This window comes from Cupriavidus basilensis (assembly GCF_000832305.1).
GTDB classification, from domain to species: Bacteria; Pseudomonadota; Gammaproteobacteria; order Burkholderiales; family Burkholderiaceae; genus Cupriavidus; species Cupriavidus basilensis_F.
In genome coordinates this window covers 4,421,291-4,441,149 of record NZ_CP010536.1, presented here as the reverse complement: position 1 = coordinate 4,441,149, position 19,859 = coordinate 4,421,291, and the positions used below count along the sequence as shown (strand labels likewise).

The following is a 19,859-nucleotide window of genomic DNA, read 5'->3' as shown; positions in this document are numbered from 1 at the left end:
CAACTCACTCTTCCTCGGCGTCGGCCGTGGCTTCGTCGTCGGCGCGGGACTTGCCGGTAGCGCGCTTGGCCGCTGGCGTCTTGGCCGCGGCTTTCTTCGCTGCGGGGGCCTTCTTGGCAGCGGGAGCCTTCTTGGCCGCCACCTTCTTGGCCGGCGCCTTGGCCTTGCTCACCGTTTCGGCAGCCTGATCGTCGTCGCCAGCCTTGGCGGACGCGGTCTTGGCCGCAGCGCCCTTGGCCGCCGTCTTGGCGCCCGCCTTGGGCTCGCGTGCCTCGAACTCGAAGCCGATCTTGCCGTCCGGCTGCTTGGCCAGGAAGGCCTTGAAGTTGCGCCCCGTGCGCGATGACTTGAAACCGGTCAGCAGATCCGTGCGGCCCGCGCCCAGCAGCTTGCCGATCTGCTCGCGCGAGATCTCCTGCTGCAGGATGATCTTGCCCGTGGTGAAGTCGCAGCTCTTGGGCACGGCCACGCTGTTCTCGCACACGTACTTCATGCCGTGCTCGTAGACCGAGCCACCGCACTTGGGACAAGCGCCAACCGCTTCCTGGCCGGTGAAATCGACCGGCTCGCCGTCGTTGTCGTCGTCATTCTGGCCGAAGTCGAATTCCATCTTGTAGTGGCCTTCGTCGTCCTTGCCCAGCTTCAGGATGGCGGCAAACGGCCGGCCCATCTTGCTGCGGAAACCCTGCAGCGGACCGATTTCCTTCTTCAGCAGCAGTTCTTCGACTTCGTCGATCTCGAACTGTCGCCCACCCGGGATCTTGCTGATCGAGAACTCGCACGCGGTGCAGGCAAAGCGGCGGTAGTTCTCCTTGACCTGGCTGCCGCACTGCGGGCACGGCGTGGCCAGCGTGGCATAGTCGCCCGGGATGGTGTCGCTGTCGTATTCCTTGGCGCGCTTGACAATCTGCTGCGTCATCTGCGCGATCTCGCGCATGAACTCGTCGCGCTTCAGGCCGCCGCGCTCGATCTGCGACAGCTTGTGCTCCCATTCGCCGGTCAGCTCGGCCTGGGTCAGTTCCTGCACGCCCAGGCCACGCAGCAGCGTCATCAGCTGGAAGGCCTTGGCGGTGGGAATCAGCTCACGGCCTTCGCGCACCAGGTACTTCTCGGCGAGCAGGCCTTCGATGATGGCCGCGCGCGTGGCTGGCGTGCCCAGGCCCTTGCCGGCCATGGCCTCGCGCAGCGCGTCGTCGTCCACCAGCTTGCCGGCGCCTTCCATGGCGGACAGCAATGTGGCTTCGTTGTAGCGTGCGGGCGGCTTGGTGGTCAGCATCACGCCGTCGACCTTGTCGACCTTGACGCGCTCGTCCTTGGCCACCGCCACCAGGTTGGCATCGTCGCCCTGGGCTTCACGCCCGTAGACCACCAGCCAGCCAGGATTGACCAGGACCTTGCCTTCGGTCTTGAAATGATGGCCCGCCACCTCGGTGACGCGGGTGGTGACCTGGAACTCGGCCGCCGGGAAGAACACCGCGAGGAAGCGGCGCACCACCAGGTCATACAGCTTCTGCTCCGGCTCCGAGAGGTTCTTCGGGGCTTGCAGCGTCGGGATGATAGCGAAGTGATCGCTGATCTTGCTGTTGTCGAAGATCTTCTTGTTGGGCTTGATCCAGCCGCTGGCCAGCACCTTCTTGGCATGCGGCAGGTAGTTGGGCGAGCTCTCGGCCAGCATGTCCATGGTCTGCTTGACCGTGTCCATGTAGTCCTCGGGCAGCGCGCGCGCGTCGGTACGCGGGTAAGTCAGCACCTTGTGCTTTTCGTACAGCGCCTGGGCCAGGCCGAGGGTGTTCTTGGCCGAGAAGCCGAAGCGCGAGTTGGCCTCGCGCTGCAGCGTGGTCAGGTCGAACAGCGCCGGCGACTGCTGCGTGGACGGCTTTGACTCTTCGGTGACGGTGCCGGTCTTGTCACGGCAGGCCGCCACGATGCTCTTGGCCTCGGCCTCGCTCCACAGGCGCGACTCGCGCGCCTCGGGATCGAACTCGCTCTTCTTGAACGTGGGGTCGAACCAGCGGCCTTCGTACAGGCCGGCGGCGGCGATGAACTCGGCGCGCACTTCCCAGAAGTCGCGCGGGACGAACTTCTTGATCTTCTCTTCGCGCTCTACGACGATCGACAGCGTGGGGGTCTGCACCCGGCCAACCGTGGTCAGGAAGAATCCGCCGCCCTTGCTGTTGAACGCGGTCATCGCGCGCGTGCCGTTGATGCCCACCAGCCAGTCGGCTTCCGAGCGGCAGCGCGCGGCGTCCGCCAGCGGCAGCATGTCGGCGTCGTCGCGCAGGCGGGCAAAGCCGTCGCGGATCGCCTGCGGCGTCATCGACTGCAGCCACAGGCGCTGCACTGGCTGCTTGGCCTTGGCATGCTGCTGGATCAGGCGGAAGATCAGTTCCCCTTCGCGCCCCGCGTCGCAGGCGTTGACCAGGCCGGTGACGTCCTTGCGCTTGATCAGGCGGTTGAGCACCTTCAGGCGCGATTCGGTCTTGACGATCGGGCGCAGGTCGAAGTGCGGGGGAATCACCGGCAGGTTGGCGAAGCTCCACTTGCCTCGCTTGACTTCGTATTCATCCGGGGCGGCGATTTCAACCAGGTGGCCGACGGCCGACGAAAGAACGTAATCGTCACTTTCGAAGTATTCGTCATGCTTGGTAAAGCCCCCGAGGGCACGGGCTATATCGGCAGCAACCGATGGCTTTTCCGCGATGATGAGGGCTTTTGACATGGATCGGGTCCTTGCTGGCCGCACTCTGGCGGCCTGCGAATTATTGCCACTAAGGGCTCTGCACTATATGTAAACAGCGAGCTTGGGGCTTTGAGGCGCCAATAATAAGCGCGGTTCCAACGGCGGTGCAAGCAAGCTGCCTCCGCCGTCGCCGTCAAACGGGCGCTGCCGGCATGCGGGCCGGCCCTGAACAGCCGCCACCCACTTCGTTTTTTGACTGCAATCCGGCGCTCGTGCCGCTGGCTTGCGCCGGGCGCCGATGACCGGGGTTAGTCGTCGTTAGCGTGCGGCGCCAGCCACTCCAGCACGTTCGGCACCGCGGCGCCGGCCGCTGGCGCCATCGCCGCGCCGCGCGCCAGCATGCGTTCGAGCACTTCAATATGCGGCAGCAGCGTGCCGTAGAACTGCGGCGCGCCGCCCGCCACCGGCTGCACCAGCAGCGTCGGGAAGTTATCGATATCGAGGTCGCCCAGCTGGTCGGCGTGGGTCTCAACATCGATCCAGACGAAGCAATCGCCGGGAAACCGGGCGGCAAGCGCCGTGAAGGCCTCCCGGTAGGTCCCGCAGGTGCCGCACCAGGCTGCGCACAGGCAGGCTACCAGGCGGCCTTGCGGACGCGCTGCCAACACCTGGGCGATGACGCCCTGGTCCTGCTCCGGAAAGTAAACGGTCATGATGGGGGAAACATGAGCCTTTTCAGGCACGGGAAATCGTTTGATTGTAGCGGCCACCGGGAAAACCGTATTTCGGCCGGCGGTACCAGGATCGCTCGCTAGCTTACACGGCGATAGGCATTACCCGGCAGGCGCTCCACCGCGCCCGCCAGTTCCAGTGTCAGCAGGCTGGCCATCACTTGCTCGGGTGGCAGGGCTGTACGCGCGCACAGCGCGTCCAGCGTGACGGGGTCGTGGGTGAGCGTCAGGCCGAGGACATCGTCCAGCGCCGGCATGGGCGCAGGCGCCACCGGCCGGGCGGCATCCCCCCCTGCCATGCCAAATTCCTCGAGCACATCCTGCGCGGTTTCCACCAGCTTGGCGCCCTGGCGGATCAACAGGTGGCACCCATTGGACAGCGGCGCATGGATCGAGCCGGGAATGGCATAGACCTCCCGTCCCATCTCGGATGCCAGCCGCGCGGTAATGAGCGACCCCGAGCGCGCGGCCGCCTCCACCACCAGCACGCCGCGCGCGAGCGCCGCGATGATGCGGTTGCGCTGGGGAAAGTGGTGGCTGCGCCCGGGCATGCCGAGCGCGAACTCGCTGACGATGGCGCCATGCGCCGCGATGCGGTGGGCCAGGTCGCGATGCCGGGCGGGGTAGACCAGGTCAGCGCCGGTGCCGATCACCGCGACGGTACCGCCAGCACCTTCCAGAGCCCCCTCGTGCGCTGCGCCGTCGATGCCCAGCGCAAGCCCCGACACCACCGTCAGCCCGGCGCCGGACAACACGCGGGCAAAGCGCCGCGCATCCTCCATGCCCTGCACGGTGGCACTGCGCGCGCCGACCATGGCAATGGCCGGGCCGCCAAGCGCGCCCAGCCGGCCTTTGACGTACAGCACCAGCGGCGGGTCGGACAGATCCAGCAAGGGACGGGGATAGGCGGCATCGGCCAGCGTCACCACATGGTTGCCGGGCTCGGCGGCCCAGGCCACAGTGCGCTCGACCAGCGCCATGGTGGCAGCATCGGGCGGTGCCAGCAGCGCCCGGGCGTGCTTCTCGGGGATGACCGCCGCCAGTGCGCTGACGGTCTGGGCCAGCAATTGGTGCGGCAGCCCGAAGGTGGCCAGCAACTGGCGCAAGGCGCCTGTGCCCAGGCCACGGGCACCGGTCAGCCGCAGCCATGCCTCGATGTCGGCAGCGCTGCGGGTGGTGGTGGGCACCGGCGCCGGGTTGGCGCCGGTTGCTGCCAGCCCGGTCAACGCGGCGACGTCACGCGGTCGCCCACCTCGATTGCGTTCGAGGCATCGGTGACCAAGGCGTAGGCCACGCCCGGAAACACGCGGAACACGAAGGCCAGGCCATAGCGCTCGTCGGGCAACTGGATGGCGCGGTTGCCATCCGTGCGATCGCGCACCACCTGGCCGGCGCGCGACAGCGCAAGCACGTGGCCGGGCTCGAGGCCCGCGGCAGTGCCGATATTGAGCACCACCACCTGCTTGGCGCCGCCGAATTGCACGCCGCCGTAGACCGCCGCGATACGGCCATCGAGCATGACATCCGGCGCGCGGGGCACATAGCGCACCGGCTCGCGTGCCGGCTGGGGCATCAGCAAGGTGCCAGAGCCCATTTCCTGCTGGGCCGCCGTGACCTTGACGGTAGTTACCACGTCGAAGCCTTCCGGCGGACGCGACACACGAACATTGCCCTGATACTCGGCTTCATAGCCCAGCACGCGGCCGGTAACCGGGTCCTTGACCGGCTTGACCGGCTTGAAGGCCTGCCAGTCGCTGCCGACCACCGCCTCGGGCGGGGAAATGCCGCGCGCATAGGCTGTGTCGCCCATGCCCAGGTAGACCCGCGACTCGGGCAGGGCAATGATGCGCGCCGAGGTCTCCAGCGTGCCCTGGTCCACCACCAGCGGGCGGATCAGGAACGGCTCGATGTCCTTGGCGGGAATGCTGGCGATGGCGCCGCCGGGCCCGCCTTCGCTGCGCACGCTTGGCGTGAGCCGCACCGTGCCGCCGGCATCGGGGCTGGTCGAAAGCCAGGCGCGGCCGTCGCGCTGAATCAGGTACAGGACCTGGCCGGGATATATCAGGTGTGGATTGCGGATCTGCTGCTGGTTCATCCCCCACAGCTCGGGCCAGCGCCAGGGCTGGCGCAGGAAGCGCCCGGAGATCCCCCAAAGCGTGTCACCCCCTCGCACGACATACTGCTGGGGGGCGTCCGGTGCCAGGTCAGCGGCGGCAATGCCCTGCTGCGCGGTAACGGTGGCCTGGGCCCGCTGGGCCGGGGTGACGGTAAGATCGGCGGCATGTACTGGCGCCCCTGTGGCGGCGGTGATTCCGGCCGCACACAACATCCAACGGGCAAACGCGTACGGCCTGCGGCCCGGCGCCGCCTGGTGTTCTTTGGTAAGATCGCGCATTTTCTCGAACCGGCTGGCAGAACAGCCGGATTGACCCTGGAGAGCGTGCCTGTTGCGGCGCGCCTTGAATTTTTGTACTTGCGCCCCGATTCTGCATGTAAACACCCGTAGCCGCAACGCGCGGGTCACATGTGTGAGCGGCAGGCGTTGCGCCCCAGCATCATGGCTAAACTCGATATCCTGACCTACCCCGATCCCCGCCTGCATACCGTGGCAAAACCGGTTGCCGTGGTGGACGACCGCATTCGCAAGCTGGTAGCGGACATGGCCGAGACCATGTATGAAGCCCCCGGCATCGGCCTGGCCGCGACCCAGGTGGACGTGCACGAACAGGTGGTGGTGATCGATATCTCCGAGACCCGCGACGAACTGCAGGTCTTCATCAACCCGGAGATCGTCTGGTCCAGCAACACCCGCAAGGTGGCCGAAGAGGGCTGCCTGTCGGTGCCCGAAGTCTACGACCGGGTCGAGCGCCCGGACCATGTGCGCGTACGCGCACTGAACGAGAAGGGCGAGCCCTTCGAGATCGAAGCCGGCGACCTGCTGGCCGTGTGCATCCAGCACGAAATGGACCACCTCAAGGGCAAGGTCTTCGTCGAGTACCTGTCGCCACTCAAGCTTCAGCGCATCAAGTCCAAGCTGGTCAAGCTGCACAAGCGCGAACGCACCCGTATGTAAGGCAGCCGCGGCAGGCCGTGCGGCAGCACTGGTCTGCTATCGTATTGCCTTCCCGATGAATCAAGTTACCGGCCGCTGATGCGGCCGGTGCCGCTTTATGCCGGAGCGTGCCATGTCCCAAGCCGCAAGCCCATCCCAAGCGCTGCGCGTTGCCTTTGCCGGCACGCCCGAATTCGCCCGCGTGGCGCTCGAAGCCATCCACGCCGCCGGTTTCCCGGTGGTGGCGGTGCTCAGCCAGCCCGACCGGCCAGCTGGCCGCGGCTTGCAGCTGCAGGCCAGCCCGGTCAAGCAGTACGCGCTGGAGCAGGGCCTGGGCCCGGTGCTGCAGCCACGCTCGCTGCGCCGCAACGGCAAGTATCCCGAAGAGGCCGGCGCCGCCGTGGACGCGCTGGCGCAGATCGCCCCGGATGTCATGGTGGTGGCTGCGTACGGCCTGATCCTGCCAGCCGAGGTGCTGGCGTTGCCGCGCTACGGCTGCCTGAACATCCATGCCTCGCTGCTGCCGCGCTGGCGGGGCGCCGCGCCCATCCATCGCGCCATTGAGGCTGGCGATGCGCAGACCGGCATCACGCTGATGCAGATGGACGAAGGGCTGGATACGGGCGCGATGATCCAGGGCGAAACCGTGCCGATCGGCCCCGGCGACACCACCGGCACCCTGCACGATGCGCTGGCCGCGCTGGGCGGGCGCATGGTGGTGGAGGCGCTGCGCCGCCTCGCGGCGGGCCAGCCGCTCACCGGCACGCCGCAGCCGGCCGAGGGCGTGACCTATGCCGAGAAGATCGCCAAGGAAGAAGCCCCGCTGGACCTGCGCCGCCCGGCTGCGGCGCTGGCCGCCCAGGTGCGCGCCTTCAACCCGTTCCCCGGCGCCACCGTGCAGGTCGGCGAGACCGTCATCAAGTGCTGGCAGGCCCAGCCCCTGGCGTCCACGGCCAGCCACCCGCAGGCACCGGGCACCGTGCTCGCGGCGGATGCCGATGGCGTGGTGATCGCCTGCGGCGAGGGCGCGCTGCGCGTGACCGAGTTGCAAAAGCCGGGCGGGCGCCGCGTGCCGGCCCAGCAGTTCCTGCAGAGCATGCCGCTGCCGCCGGGTACCCGCTGCGCCGTGGCTGGCGGCACGGCATAATCGCCCTGCGCTTGCGGCAAAGCCGTGGTGGCTGACTTGCCGCAGCGCGCGCTGCGCGCCCCATTTCCGTAGCTCACCCACCGGCAGCCAACCATGCTCGGCATTACTGACCTTCCCTTGTTCGTCGGCGCGGTGTTCCTGCTCAATGTGACGCCTGGCCCGGATACCGCCTATATCGTCGGGCGCAGCGTGGCGCAGGGCAGGGCGGCAGGCGTGGTCTCGGCGCTCGGGGTCAGTGCCGGCTGCTGCGTGCACTCGCTGGCCATCGCCTTCGGCCTGACAGCGTTGCTGGCGGCATCGGCCACCGCCTTTACCCTGATCAAGTTTGCCGGCGCGGCCTATCTGGTGTGGCTTGGGCTGCGCCTGATCTGGCAGCGATCCGCGCCCCCCGGCGCGCACGCTGCCCCCGCTGCCCAGCCGGGCACGCGCGGCCTGCGCGCTTTGTTCATGCAGGGCTTTCTCACCAATGTGCTGAATCCAAAGGTGATCCTGTTCTTCATTTCCTTCTTCCCGCAGTTCGTGGATCGCAACGCCGAGCATCAGGCCCTGGCCTTCCTGGCCCTGGGCGGCGTCATGGTGGCGATGTCGACGCTTTGGAACAGCCTGGTGGCATGGATGGCGGGCACCCTGACCCGCCGCGCCAGCGAGGCGCCGCGACTGAAGTGCTGGTTGGATCGCATTGTGGGCATGGCGTTCATCGGGCTGGGCGCGCGCCTGGCCTTCGCCCAACGCTAGGAACAGTTGCCGAACCTGCTGGCGCAGCGAACGGCCGCTGGCACCGGCTGCCCTTTTTTTAGGCAGGTGACGGTTGAATTTCCGGGGCGGGGTACTATCTAAACAGCACCGCGTCACGCTTTCCGTAGCACGGCCAGCCCGGCCACCGGGCGCGCGCGAGGATGATTTTTTCGGAGATCACGACAATGTTCAACTGGGTCAAGACCTTCATGCTGATGGCCGCCATCACGGCGCTGTTCATCGTCATCGGTGGCATGATCGGCGGCCGCAGCGGCATGATGTTCGCGCTGATCATGGCGCTGGGCATGAACTTCTTCTCTTATTGGTTCTCGGACAAGATGGTCCTGCGCATGTACAACGCGCAGGAAGTCGACGCGAGCACGGCACCGCAGTTCTACGGCATGGTGCAGGAGCTGGCGCAGCGCGCCCAGCTGCCGATGCCGCGCGTGTACCTGATCAACGAGGATGCGCCCAACGCCTTTGCCACCGGCCGCGATCCGGAGCATGCCGCCGTGGCGGCCACCACCGGCATCCTGCGGGTGCTGTCGGAGCGCGAGCTGCGCGGCGTGATGGCCCATGAACTGGCTCACGTGCAGCACCGCGACATCCTGATCTCGACCATCGCCGCCACCATGGCCGGCGCCATCGCCGCGCTGGCCAACTTCGCCATGTTCTTTGGCGGGCGCGACGAGAACGGCAACCGCTCCAACCCCATTGCCAGCATCGCGGTGGCAATCCTTGCCCCGCTGGCGGCGTCGCTGATCCAGATGGCGATCTCCCGCGCCCGGGAGTTCGAGGCGGACCGCGGCGGCGCCACCATTAGCGGCGACCCGCAGGCGCTGGCGATGGCGCTCGACAAGATCCACCGCTATGCGCAGGGGATTCCGTTCCAGACCGCGGAGCAGCACCCGGCCACGGCGCAGATGATGATCATGAACCCGCTTTCGGGCAGCGGCATCGCCAACCTGTTCTCGACCCACCCGGCGACCGAGGAACGGGTGGCGCGGCTGATGCAGATGGCACAGACGGGCGTCTATCCGGTGTAAGCACGGTCCAATCGCGGCCCAGGCGCGGTCCAAGCCGCCGCGCTACCCCCTCGCCGCGGCCAGCCAGGCGCAAAAACGCCGGTCCTTGCCACATACAGGGTAAACTGCCCGCCGTGCTTCCCCGGAAGCGGCGGGCAGTGTTTTTTTGGCCTTGCCCGGCCTTGCCGCCAGTCCTCGCCGCTTGCGGCTTGCCCCCTGCCACCCCGTTTTACCGTCTCACTGCCCCACTGTCATGCGCCTGCAACACGAATCCCTCGCCTTCCAGATGCTCGCCGCCGCGGCTGCCGTACGCGGCGTCAACGAAGGCAGCGCGCTGCCGCTGGCCATCGAGAACGCCGCCGCCCAGTACCGCCTGGACCGCGTGCGCGACGCTGCCACGCGCGGCGCCCTGCAGGACCTGGCCTATCGCACCATGCGCCAGTTCGGCACGGCGCGCGCGTTGGTCACCAAGCTGGTGACCCGGCCGCCCGGCGCGCTGGTGGACTCCTTGCTGGCCGTGGCCCTGGCGCTGCTGGTCGAGGACGAGCAGGGGGAAGGGGGCTACACCGAGTTCACCGTGGTCGACCAGGCCGTCAGCGCGGCAGCCTCCGAGCCCAAGACCGCGCACGCGCGCGGGCTGGTGAACGCGGTGCTGCGCCGTTTCCTGCGTGAACGCAAGGCACTGCTGGCCGAGGTGCGCCAGGACGACGAAGCGCGCTGGAACCTGCCCGCGTGGTGGCTGGATGCGCTGCGCAAGGCGTACCCGGACCAGTGGACCGCGCTGGCCGAGAGCGCCAATGTGCGCCCGCCCATGACCCTGCGCGTCAATACGGCGCGGGTCTCGGTGCCTGACTACCTCAAGCGCGTGCTCAATGCCGGCATGGCGGGCGTGGCCATCGGCCCGCAGGCCGTGCGGCTGGTGCGCGCGTTTCCCGTGTCGCAGATCCCCGGGTTTGCCGAGGGCGATGTCTCGGTCCAGGACGCCGGCGCGCAACTGGCCGCTGCGCTGCTGGACCTGGCCGACGGTCAGCGCGTGCTCGATGCGTGCGCCGCGCCCGGCGGCAAGACCGGCCACATCCTTGAACTCGCCAACGTGGAAGTCACCGCGCTGGAGAGCGACGCGCAGCGCGCCACCCGCATCGACGAGAACCTCGCGCGCCTGGGCCAGCAAGCCACCGTGGTGGTAGGCAACGCAAGCCGCCCGCAGGACTGGTGGGACAACCGCCAGTACGACCGCATCCTGGCCGACGTGCCGTGCTCCGCCTCGGGCATCGTGCGCCGCCACCCGGACATCCGCTGGTTGCGCCGCGAGGTGGATATCCCCCGGCTGGTCACCGAGCAGCGGCGCATCGTGTCGCAGCTCTGGAACCTGCTCAAGCCGGGCGGCATCCTGGTCTATGTCACCTGTTCTATTTTCCCAACGGAGAACGAAGAGCAGGCGCGCTGGTTTGGTGCACAGCTACCAGATGCGATACGATTGCAAGCGCCCGGCCAGATGCTGCCGGGCAGCATGGATCAGTTGGCCGGTGGCGGAAATGGCAGCCAGGAAGGCCTGCCCACCGATCACGATGGCTTCTTCTACGCCCGTTTCCAGAAACGACCCTGACCGATCCCAATCGATCCCAATGCCGAACCCGCTTCGCTTGTTCGTCCTTCGCGTCCCAGACGACAGTGCGTGCGTGTCCCATGCTGCGGCTCGGGCAGCTGGTTCAGTAGCCGGCGCCAGCCCGATACGCAGCGCGCGCGCGCGGCTGGCGTCCTGGTGGCTCGCGGCAACGATCATGCTCGGTATCCTGATGGCGCTGATCGCACTGCCGGGCACGGCGCGCGCCGACGGCATTGAAGTCAACGAGGCCCGCATCGAGTACCAGGATGGCGGCTTCGATCTGGCCGCGAGTTTCGATTTCGATCTGCCGCCGCCGCTTGAAGACGCGCTCAACAAAGGCATCTCGCTGTATTTCGTCGTCGATTTCCAGCTTTCCCGCCCACGCTGGTACTGGTTCGATGAAAAACCCGTCAATGCCAGCCGCAGCGTGCGGCTGTCCTACCATCCGCTCACGCGCCAGTACCGCGTGTCCACCGGCGGCCTGCAATTGCCGTTCATGCGCCTGAAGGGCGCGCTGCAGTTCATCCAGCGCGTGCGTGGCTGGCGTGTGTTCGAGCGCAGCATGGTCAAGCCGGGCGAGACCTACCAGGCCGAAGCGCGCATGCGCCTGGACCTGACGCAACTGCCCAAGCCGTTCCAGATCAACGCCGTCAACACCCGCGAGTGGAATCTCGCATCGGAATGGCGGCGCTTCAACTTCACCGTGCCGAGCGAATTCCCGCCGCCGCCCGCGCCCACACCGCCGCCACAACTGGTGCCCGTGCCGACACCGGCGCCGGCGTCTGCCGCGTCCGCCGCGGTGGCCGGCGAAACGCGTGCGGTGCCGTTCGCGCAGACTGTATCGACGGTGCTCTCTCCCACCACCCTGGTGCAGCCGGCCGCGGGCCAGCCATGAGCGCCCCGCCCAGCCTGTGGGACAGCCGGTTCCGGCGCGTGCTTTACCGCGTCGTGGCGGGCATCATCGTGTTCCTGGCGCTGGTGCTGGTGGCACTGCTCGCCGGCGCCTCGGCCAATACCGAATTCTTCGATCGGTACTTCACGCTGCTGTTCAAGATCAACCTGGTGATCGGCATCCTGCTGGTGCTGATCATCGGCGCGCTGGCGCTGACCCTGTGGCTGCGCTATCGCCGCGGCAAGTTCGGCACGCGGTTGATGACCAAGCTCGCCGTGTTCTTCGGCGTGGTCGGCGTGCTGCCCGGCGTGCTGATCTACCTGGTGTCGCTGCAATTCGTCTCGCGCAGCATCGAGTCCTGGTTCGACGTTCGCGTCGAGACCGCGCTCGAGGCCGGCCTCAACCTTGGCCGCTCCACCATCGACAGCGCGTTGTCGGACCTGCAAGGCAAGGCGCGGCTGATGGCCGACCAGCTCACCGGTTCGCCCAATGTCGCCACCTCGCTGCAGCTCAACCGGCTGCGCGAGCAATACGGTGTGCAGGAAGCCGCCATCTTCACCGGAAGCGGCCGCGTGATCGCCACGGCGTCTAGCAACTATGCGTCGTTGGTGCCGGACCTGCCCTCTGGCGTGCTGGCCGAGCAGGCCCGGCTAGCCGGCGGCTATGCCGCGGTGGAAGGGGGCGCCGATCCATCCGTCGATAGCCATCACCAGCCCGAGCGCACCGATGGCGCCCACTTGTACCGGCTGCGCGTCATCGTGCCGCTGGGCCCCGCGCCCACCGCGCAAACCGACACATCCTCAGCCTCGGATAGCGCCAGCCGGCCCGCGGGCAAGCCGGCCCTCAATGCTGCCAGCCGCTGGGCCGGGTCGGGGCTGTCTGTCGAGCGCCGCCCCGAGGACGCAGCATCGTCCGGGTTCGGGCTGGTGGGCGACACGGTGCGCGAGGAGCGCTACCTGCAGGTCGTGCATCCGGTGCCGGCAGCGTTGGCGCGCAATGCCGACGAAGTCCAGCGCGCCTACCAGGAGTACCAGGAAAAGGCGCTCGGCCGCACCGGCCTGCGCAAGATGTATATCGGCACGCTGACGCTCACGCTGTTCCTCGCGGTGTTCATTGCCGTGATGCTGGCGCTGTTGCTCGGCGGACAGCTTGCGCGGCCGCTGCTGATGTTGCTGCAAGGGACCAAGGAAGTGGCCGAGGGCGACCTCTCGCCCAAACGCGAGCTCAAGAGCCGCGACGAGCTCGGCATGCTGACCCAGCAGTTCAACATGATGACGCGCCAGCTGTCGGAAGCGCGCATCGCGGTGGAGCAGAACCGCAGCGCGCTCGAGAAATCGACGGCGTATCTCGAGAGCGTGCTGCAGAATCTCACCGCCGGCGTGTTCGTGTTCGATCGCCGCTTCGTGCTGATCACCGCCAACCCCGGGGCCGAGCGCATCTTCCGCCAGCCGTTCGCCGGCGAGCTGGGCCAGCCCATCGACAGCATCCCGGCCCTCGGCGAGTTCGGCGACATCGTGCGGCAGGCCTTCTCCGAGCAGAGCACCAGTGAAATGCTGGGCGGCGCGCAGCACTGGCAAAAGCAGATCGAGCTGCCGCAGAGCGACGAGGAACAGGCGCTCACACTGCTGGTGCGCGGCGCGCGCCTGCCGGGCGGGCACGGCGACGAGCGCGACGAACCCGGCTACGTAGTGGTATTCGACGACATTTCCGATGTGATTTCCGCTCAACGCTCGGTGGCGTGGGGCGAAGTGGCACGGCGCCTCGCGCATGAGATCAAGAACCCGCTGACCCCGATCCAGCTCTCGGCCGAGCGCCTGCAGATGAAGCTCTCGCCCAAACTAGAGGGTGCCGACGTCGACGTGCTCAAGCGCGGCGCGACCACCATCGTCAACCAGGTGCAGGCCATGAAGCGCATGGTCGACGACTTCCGCGATTACGCCCGCACGCCGCCGGCGCTGTTGCAGTCACTGCAGCTCAACGGCCTGGTCGCCGAAGTGCTGCATCTCTACGGCATCGACGACACCGGCACGCACGAACATGCCGTGATCCATCCGTCGCTGGCCGCCAGCCTGCCCGAAATCAAGGGGGATCCGACCCAGCTGCGCCAGGTGATTCACAACCTGCTGCAAAACGCGCAGGATGCGGTGGCGGACAACCTCGGCGCGGCTAGGGCGGCGCCCCATATCGCTCTGCACACCGAGACTGTAGAATACAAAGATTCTGCCGGCGAAGACCGGCAGGCCGTCAAGCTCACCATTGCGGATAACGGTCCCGGTTTCGCCCCGCGTATCCTTAGTCGCGCGTTCGAGCCGTATGTGACCACCAAGGCCAAAGGAACAGGCCTGGGTCTTGCGATGGTGAAGAAGATCATTGACGAACACGGCGCACGCATCGAGTTGCGCAATCGCATGGAGGGTTCCGACATCATCGGGGCGCAGATCTCCATCCTGTTCGTTAAACTGGCATAGTCAATGTGCGGCCCCGAACCCGGCAAGCCGTGGTGGGGTCAAGAGGGGAAGTATGGCAACCATCCTCGTAGTCGACGACGAAATGGGTATCCGGGAGTTGCTCTCGGAAATCCTCAGCGACGAAGGCCATGTGGTCGAAGTGGCAGAAAACGCGCAGAAAGCGCGCGAGTACCGTGCCGGCAATACGCCAGACCTGGTGCTGCTTGACATCTGGATGCCCGATACCGACGGCGTCACGCTGCTCAAGGAGTGGTCGGCCCAAGGCTTGCTCTCCATGCCCGTCATCATGATGTCGGGTCACGCAACCATCGATACCGCGGTGGAGGCAACCAAGATTGGCGCGCTCAATTTCCTCGAGAAGCCAATTGCCTTGCAAAAGCTGCTTTCGGCAGTCGAGCAGGGCCTGGCGCGTGGCATCGAGCGGCCACGCTCGGGCGTGGCCGCAGGCGCGGCGCTGCCCGCGAACGGCAATGGCGAGGGCACGGCGGCGATTGCCGCGGAAAGCGCCGCCGAGACCGCCAATGGCAGCCCGCAACGATTGCCAGAAGCCGAGATGCATTTCTCTTTCGACATGCCGCTGCGTGAAGCACGCGACCTGTTCGAGCGCGCTTACTTCGAATACCACTTGCTGCGCGAGCACGGCAGCATGACCCGCGTCGCCGAGAAAACCGGCCTCGAACGCACCCACTTGTACCGCAAGCTCAAGCAGCTTGGCGTGGAACTCGGCCGCAACAAGCCGGAACCTGCGGAACAATGATGCGGTGATGCACGCAGCGCTTGACCGGGTCGAAAAGCGCTGCTATAGTTTCGCTTCTTTGGCCCGGTAGCTCAGTCGGTAGAGCAGAGGATTGAAAATCCTTGTGTCGGCGGTTCGATTCCGTCCCAGGCCACCAGCATTACGAAAAAGCCCAAGATCTGAAAAGGTCTTGGGCTTTTTTCATTGTGGCCATCGTTTCATCGCTGCCCTGCAGGCCTTCTTCCGGCGCGCCTGGGAGGCGCAAGCCTGGGGTGCTACTAGTACCCCCATCCACACGCATATCGCCGCTCAGAACACGGCCTGGACGCGTCAATCACCTCCGTTGCGGCGGCATCGCCCCGCGCACGCAAACCCTTGTACTATCGCCCGCCACCGCCTAATGTTCAGGCACGAATTCGTCCGTCCAGCGCCATCGCGCCCGCGATTATCGGCATTACGCCAATTCCCCCCGAAATCCGCTTTTCGCATTGGGTCCTGACCTCCGATTTTCGCGATGTCATGTCACCGTCCGTGCCATCCCGATAGCGATTCAGCCAAGCACGCCAAGCATTCAATACCACCGGTTCATTCAAAACAACCCAAGCATGCATTGACGCTGCAAGGCGAAAGACGAAACACTGCGCGCTCCCGCCCATCACAGCAAACCCGATGCACGCGCTTTCCCCCGATACCATGGCCGACCCGGCCCACGCTGCCGAACCGCACAGCGCAAGCGTACCTGCGGCTGCGAGCACGCTCTGCCAGCGTCTGGTCGCGGAAGGACTCGGCACGGCGCTGCTGGTAGCGGTGGTGGTAGGCTCGGGCATTCGCGCGCAGCAGCTGGCCGGCGGCAATGTCGCGCTGGCCTTGCTGGCGAACTCGCTGGCCACGGGCGGCGGGCTGATTGCATTGTTGCTGGCGCTGGGACCGGTCTCGGGTGGGCACTTCAACCCGGTCGTCACGCTCTCGGCGATGGTGCGCGGCGCGCTGCCAGCGCGCGATGCCTGGCGTTACGGACTAGTGCAGATGGGTGGCGCCATCGCAGGGGTCGCCTGCGCGCATGCGATGTTTGGCGAACCGATGCTGGCCTGGTCGGCGCAAAGCCGCACCGGGCCATCGATGTGGTGGAGCGAGTTTGTTGCCACCTTTGGCCTCATCGGCGTAGCGATTGGTACCGGGCGCAGCCGGGCCGGGCTGGTGCCGTTCGCGGTGGCCGGCTATATCACGGCGGGGTACTGGTTCACGGCATCGACGTCATTCGCCAACCCGGCGCTGACCCTTGCGTGCGCGCTGACGGCAACCTTCACCGGCATTCGCGCCATCGATGTGCCGGGCTTCGTGCTGGCGCAGCTAGCGGGCGGGCTTAGCGCCACGCTGGTCTTCCACTGGCTGCTGCGAGCAGCGGCCGCAGCCGCTATCGCGCCTACCAGCGGCGATTGAGCTGCACACCGAAGATGGAGCCCGAGGTCTGCGAAGCCCAGGTATCGGCGGGTGAGGCAAAGGCGATGCCGTCCACGTCGCTGGCCTTGCTGTAGGTGTAGAAGGCGCGCAGGTTGGCATTGCCGGCTGCCTTGCCAAGCGTGAAAGTGGGCGCCACGGTCACGGCCGTGCGCTGTCCGCTGGCACCGAAGCCCGAAGAGATCTGATCGTGCGCCACCTCGAAGGTCAGCTTGAACTGGTCGCTCGCGATATAGGCGGGGCGCACGCGCGTGGCCATCCATTGCAGCATGCCCACCGGCGAGCGGTCGAACTGCATGCTGGACTCGACCGAACCCGCCAGGCCCAGCCCCGAGCGCTGCTTCCACTCCATCGATTCCGCCACGCGTACCCGCGACAAGGCGGGCCCCATGCCGGTGTAGCCGGTCAACGCGTTACGGCTGCCCTCACCAAACTGCATGCCGAAGCGGTTGGTGCCGGCGAGCACGCCTTGCTGCTCGTGCATGGCTGACACCCACCACGCACTTCCGGTCTGCTGGATCAACGGCTGCGCTTCCACCCGCGTATAGCCCAGTTGCACCGAGCCTTTCTCATTGGTGGCGATGGGCGCGGTGCGCAGCGAGTGATAGCTCGGCAGGTTGGCGCCATTCAGGTCATTGCGCGCGGTGTACTGGTAGTTGAGCGCGATATCGCCAAAGCGGGCGTTATCCACGCCGAAACGCATCGCCGGCGACGTGGGCGGCAGCAGCCCTGACGACATCAGGAACGATGAGCTCTCGCGCCGGCCGGCCCACATCGTGGCGCCGTCCAGCACCGACAGCCCGCTGACCGAGGTATAGATCTGCGGCAGCAGGGCATAGGGATCGACCGCGGCCGGGCGGCCATTGATCGACGTGGCATCGGTCCCCTTGGCCTGCGCCACCAGTTGTACCTGCGCGCCGCCGTCTAGCGAGAACAGGGACTCCTTGACCTTGACCTCACCGGTGCTGCGGCACGCGAGTCCACCGCCGATGCCGGTGGACAAGGTGCCACCGCCAGCGCAGGCACGGGTGGCGGTGGTGCGATCGTCATACGCGGCGCGACCGCTGTAGCCGAGCCGCCAGACCTGCTCGCCGGCGGGATCATCGGCCGGCAGCTGGGACACCAGTGCATAGCTTTCGCCAGCCAGCGCCGGCGTGTCGGCAACCTCGCCCTCAGCAGGCGTGGCGACCTCCGGCACGGCCTCCGCCACGAACTCGCCAAGGCGCTTGGGAAAGAGCACCACGGGCGGGGGAGGCGCAACAACCGGTTCCGGAGGCAAGGGTGGATCTGGCGGGCCGGCGAGCTCGATGCCGTTGTCGTCCAGGCCGGCATTGGCCCAGGTAGCAGGCGGGGGCGGCTCTGGCAGGGTGGGGGGGGGGGCGGTGCTGGTGGCGGGCGAAGCACCATCCGCAGCGGCGCCTTTGGGCGCTTCCTGCGTGATTGCCGCGACTGGAGCATCGCCGGCTATCGGGGCCGCAGCCGATTGTTCGTTCGAAATCAGCGCTGCCAGCGGGTCAGCCTCAGGCGGGGTAGCCGCACGCTGTGCCGCCATGGGCGCGGCCGGCACATCGGCTGCCGCCAGGTCAGGTCCGGTCTGCGCGCACGCGTTCAATCCCCAGGCGGCCAGCAAGACAACGGCTAGGCAACGCGAGCGGAGCACCGGCAAGCGGCCGGAGGCGGGCGAAACGGCAAACAACATAGGGCAGGACCAGTAAGGCGTGATTTTTTAACAGTCGACCGATTGGACCGCAAGCGGGGTTACAAAATCCGCGGCGGGGCGTCCTTCTCACCATATGGGATACGTCGTTTGCGGCGTCCGGTATGCGACGGTGCGGTCATGCTAATGGGAGCGGCACGGGATGACAGGACGATGTACGGGCGCCCCTAAATCTGCACTTTCCTAGCGAAAACCCGCACTTGCACGGCCTCCCGTGGCGAAAGGGCCACCGCTATAATCGTCTGGCCTGTCCGACGGGTACGGACCGGCGCCCCCGAGCCTGTTACGAAGGCATGCCAGGATACGCCACATTCCTGGCGTGTCTGCGTAACAGGCTCATTGTTGCGCGGTGGCCTTACCCTGGCTGCTTGCGCGTCTCGGTACAGAGCGAAATGCCCGCGCATGACGCGGGCGTGCCCATCCCCTGCTGCCGCATTAAAAATCTATAAAAGAGGAGAAGTCATGGAACGTCGTTCCTTTCTGTTGAAGGCATCGGCCGTGGCCGCCACGGGTGCGCTGGCCGCGTGCGGCAAGGAAGAAAAGGCCGCCGCGCCGGCCGCCGCCGGTGCCAGCGCACCGGCCGTGATCGGCAGCAATCCGGCCGTGGAATGGCGCCTGGCTTCGAGCTTCCCCAAGTCGCTTGACACCATCTACGGTGGCGCCGAACTGCTGTCGCAACGGGTCAAGGAACTGACCGACGGCAAATTCAACATCAAGGTCTTCGCCGCCGGCGAACTCGTGCCGGGGCTGCAGGTGCTGGACTCGGTGCAAAACAACACCGTCCAGATCGGCCACACCGCCGGCTACTACTACTTCGGCAAAAACCCGACGTTGTGCTTTGACACCACCGTCCCGTTCGGCCTGACCTCGCGCCAGCAAAACGCCTGGATGATGCAGGGCAATGGCATGAAGCTGATGCGCGAATTCTTCAAGGAATACAACGTCGTCAATTTCCTGGGCGGCAATACCAACGCGCAGATGGGCGGCTGGTTCCGCAAGGAGATCAAGACGGTTGCCGACCTGCAGGGCCTGAAGTACCGGATCGCCGGTTTCGCTGGCGTGGTGCTGTCGCGCCTGGGCGTGGTGCCGCAGCAGATTGCTGGCGGCGACATCTATCCCGCGCTGGAAAAAGGCACCATCGATGCGGCGGAATGGGTTGGCCCGTACGATGACGAGAAGCTCGGCTTCTACAAGGTCGCCCCGTACTACTATTACCCTGGCTGGTGGGAAGGCAGCGCGCAGCTGTCCTTCTACTCGTCGGCAACCGAGTACGAGAAGCTGCCCGCGCTGTACAAGCGCGCGCTGGAAACGGCCACGATCGAAGTCCACACCAACATGATGGCCAAGTACGACACGGTCAATCCGCAAGCGCTGGCCCGCCTGCTGGAAAACGGCGTGAAGCTGCGTCCGTTCTCCAAGGAAATCATGGAAGCCTGCTTCAAGGCCACCCAGGACGCCTACGCCGAGGAAACCGCCAAGAATCCGTCGTTCAAGAAGATCTACGACGACTGGCGCGTCTTTCGCAACAACGAAGCAGCATGGTTCAACGTGGCCGAGCAGGCATTCTCGCAGTTCAGCTTTTCACGCAAGCTGTAAGCGCGCTGCAGCCGTC

At 66.5% G+C, this 19,859-nt stretch carries 15 protein-coding genes and 1 tRNA gene; 11 read left to right on the top strand and 5 right to left on the bottom strand.

The window, feature by feature from the left end; genetic code table 11:
* Positions 1-4: 4 nt before the first annotated feature.
* From RR42_RS20490 to RR42_RS20475, 4 genes are all read right to left on the bottom strand, one after another.
* A complete protein-coding gene (locus tag RR42_RS20490; protein WP_043350930.1) occupies positions 5-2,719 on the bottom strand; it encodes a DNA topoisomerase III in 2,715 nt (904 codons plus the stop codon).
* Between the two features lie 269 nt (positions 2,720-2,988).
* Positions 2,989-3,393 carry a thioredoxin family protein gene (locus RR42_RS20485; protein ID WP_043350927.1) on the bottom strand — a complete coding sequence of 135 codons (405 nt, stop codon included), beginning with the start codon at positions 3,391-3,393 and terminating at the stop codon, positions 2,989-2,991.
* Positions 3,394-3,491: 98 nt separating this feature from the next.
* The gene (dprA, locus tag RR42_RS20480; protein ID WP_043350925.1) at positions 3,492-4,637 is read right to left on the bottom strand and encodes a DNA-processing protein DprA; all 1,146 of its coding nucleotides are present in this window, start codon (positions 4,635-4,637) and stop codon (positions 3,492-3,494) included.
* Complete coding sequence (locus tag RR42_RS20475; RefSeq protein WP_043350922.1) at positions 4,634-5,806, bottom strand: LysM peptidoglycan-binding domain-containing protein; 1,173 nt, start codon at positions 5,804-5,806, stop codon at positions 4,634-4,636. The genes dprA and RR42_RS20475 overlap by 4 nt, the downstream gene beginning before the upstream one ends.
* Before the next feature lie 162 nt (positions 5,807-5,968).
* Between RR42_RS20475 and def the strand changes: the two genes are divergently transcribed.
* From def to RR42_RS20425, 10 genes are all read left to right on the top strand, one after another.
* The gene (def, locus tag RR42_RS20470) at positions 5,969-6,484 is read left to right on the top strand and encodes a peptide deformylase (RefSeq protein WP_043350920.1); all 516 of its coding nucleotides are present in this window, start codon (positions 5,969-5,971) and stop codon (positions 6,482-6,484) included.
* A 112-nt stretch (positions 6,485-6,596) separates the two neighbouring features.
* Entirely contained in the window at positions 6,597-7,610 is a 1,014-nt protein-coding gene (gene fmt / locus RR42_RS20465) for a methionyl-tRNA formyltransferase (protein WP_043350917.1), read from the top strand.
* A 93-nt stretch (positions 7,611-7,703) separates the two neighbouring features.
* A complete protein-coding gene (locus RR42_RS20460; RefSeq protein ID WP_043350914.1) occupies positions 7,704-8,345 on the top strand; it encodes a LysE family translocator in 642 nt (213 codons plus the stop codon).
* Positions 8,346-8,530: 185 nt separating this feature from the next.
* Positions 8,531-9,391: a zinc metalloprotease HtpX gene (gene htpX, locus RR42_RS20455; RefSeq protein WP_043350911.1), complete on the top strand. Its 861-nt coding sequence runs from the start codon at positions 8,531-8,533 to the stop codon at positions 9,389-9,391.
* A 232-nt stretch (positions 9,392-9,623) separates the two neighbouring features.
* Entirely contained in the window at positions 9,624-10,976 is a 1,353-nt protein-coding gene (rsmB, locus tag RR42_RS20450) for a 16S rRNA (cytosine(967)-C(5))-methyltransferase RsmB (protein WP_043350908.1), read from the top strand.
* Positions 10,977-11,151: 175 nt separating this feature from the next.
* On the top strand, positions 11,152-11,871 hold the full coding sequence (locus RR42_RS20445; RefSeq protein ID WP_043350905.1) for a DUF4390 domain-containing protein: 720 nt from the start codon (positions 11,152-11,154) through the stop codon (positions 11,869-11,871).
* Complete coding sequence (locus RR42_RS20440) at positions 11,868-14,336, top strand: sensor histidine kinase (RefSeq protein ID WP_043350903.1); 2,469 nt, start codon at positions 11,868-11,870, stop codon at positions 14,334-14,336. The genes RR42_RS20445 and RR42_RS20440 overlap by 4 nt, the downstream gene beginning before the upstream one ends.
* Before the next feature lie 52 nt (positions 14,337-14,388).
* Positions 14,389-15,093 carry a response regulator gene (locus tag RR42_RS20435; protein WP_043350899.1) on the top strand — a complete coding sequence of 235 codons (705 nt, stop codon included), beginning with the start codon at positions 14,389-14,391 and terminating at the stop codon, positions 15,091-15,093.
* Between the two features lie 60 nt (positions 15,094-15,153).
* Positions 15,154-15,229: transfer RNA gene (locus RR42_RS20430), tRNA-Phe, on the top strand.
* A 536-nt stretch (positions 15,230-15,765) separates the two neighbouring features.
* A complete protein-coding gene (locus tag RR42_RS20425; RefSeq protein WP_082055035.1) occupies positions 15,766-16,512 on the top strand; it encodes an aquaporin in 747 nt (248 codons plus the stop codon).
* Here the strand turns inward: RR42_RS20425 and RR42_RS20420 are convergent.
* Complete coding sequence (locus RR42_RS20420) at positions 16,496-18,229, bottom strand: carbohydrate porin (RefSeq protein ID WP_043350896.1); 1,734 nt, start codon at positions 18,227-18,229, stop codon at positions 16,496-16,498. The genes RR42_RS20425 and RR42_RS20420 overlap by 17 nt on opposite strands.
* 480 nt (positions 18,230-18,709) lie before the next feature.
* Between RR42_RS20420 and RR42_RS20415 the strand changes: the two genes are divergently transcribed.
* Positions 18,710-19,843: a TRAP transporter substrate-binding protein gene (locus RR42_RS20415; RefSeq protein ID WP_043350893.1), complete on the top strand. Its 1,134-nt coding sequence runs from the start codon at positions 18,710-18,712 to the stop codon at positions 19,841-19,843.
* The last annotated feature ends 16 nt before the right edge of the window (positions 19,844-19,859 follow it).

What these genes read in the sequence shown, in the direction of transcription:
- RR42_RS20490 (WP_043350930.1), bottom strand. Translation starts at nt 2,719, where the DNA reads ATGTCAAAAGCCCTCATCATCGCGGAAAAGCCATCGGTTGCTGCCGAT.
- RR42_RS20485 (WP_043350927.1), bottom strand. Translation starts at nt 3,393, where the DNA reads ATGACCGTTTACTTTCCGGAGCAGGACCAGGGCGTCATCGCCCAGGTG.
- RR42_RS20475 (WP_043350922.1), bottom strand. Translation starts at nt 5,806, where the DNA reads ATGCGCGATCTTACCAAAGAACACCAGGCGGCGCCGGGCCGCAGGCCG.
- def (WP_043350920.1), top strand. Translation starts at nt 5,969, where the DNA reads ATGGCTAAACTCGATATCCTGACCTACCCCGATCCCCGCCTGCATACC.
- fmt (WP_043350917.1), top strand. Translation starts at nt 6,597, where the DNA reads ATGTCCCAAGCCGCAAGCCCATCCCAAGCGCTGCGCGTTGCCTTTGCC.
- RR42_RS20460 (WP_043350914.1), top strand. Translation starts at nt 7,704, where the DNA reads ATGCTCGGCATTACTGACCTTCCCTTGTTCGTCGGCGCGGTGTTCCTG.
- htpX (WP_043350911.1), top strand. Translation starts at nt 8,531, where the DNA reads ATGTTCAACTGGGTCAAGACCTTCATGCTGATGGCCGCCATCACGGCG.
- rsmB (WP_043350908.1), top strand. Translation starts at nt 9,624, where the DNA reads ATGCGCCTGCAACACGAATCCCTCGCCTTCCAGATGCTCGCCGCCGCG.
- RR42_RS20445 (WP_043350905.1), top strand. Translation starts at nt 11,152, where the DNA reads ATGCTCGGTATCCTGATGGCGCTGATCGCACTGCCGGGCACGGCGCGC.
- RR42_RS20440 (WP_043350903.1), top strand. Translation starts at nt 11,868, where the DNA reads ATGAGCGCCCCGCCCAGCCTGTGGGACAGCCGGTTCCGGCGCGTGCTT.
- RR42_RS20435 (WP_043350899.1), top strand. Translation starts at nt 14,389, where the DNA reads ATGGCAACCATCCTCGTAGTCGACGACGAAATGGGTATCCGGGAGTTG.
- RR42_RS20425 (WP_082055035.1), top strand. Translation starts at nt 15,766, where the DNA reads ATGGCCGACCCGGCCCACGCTGCCGAACCGCACAGCGCAAGCGTACCT.
- RR42_RS20420 (WP_043350896.1), bottom strand. Translation starts at nt 18,229, where the DNA reads ATGTTGTTTGCCGTTTCGCCCGCCTCCGGCCGCTTGCCGGTGCTCCGC.
- RR42_RS20415 (WP_043350893.1), top strand. Translation starts at nt 18,710, where the DNA reads ATGGAACGTCGTTCCTTTCTGTTGAAGGCATCGGCCGTGGCCGCCACG.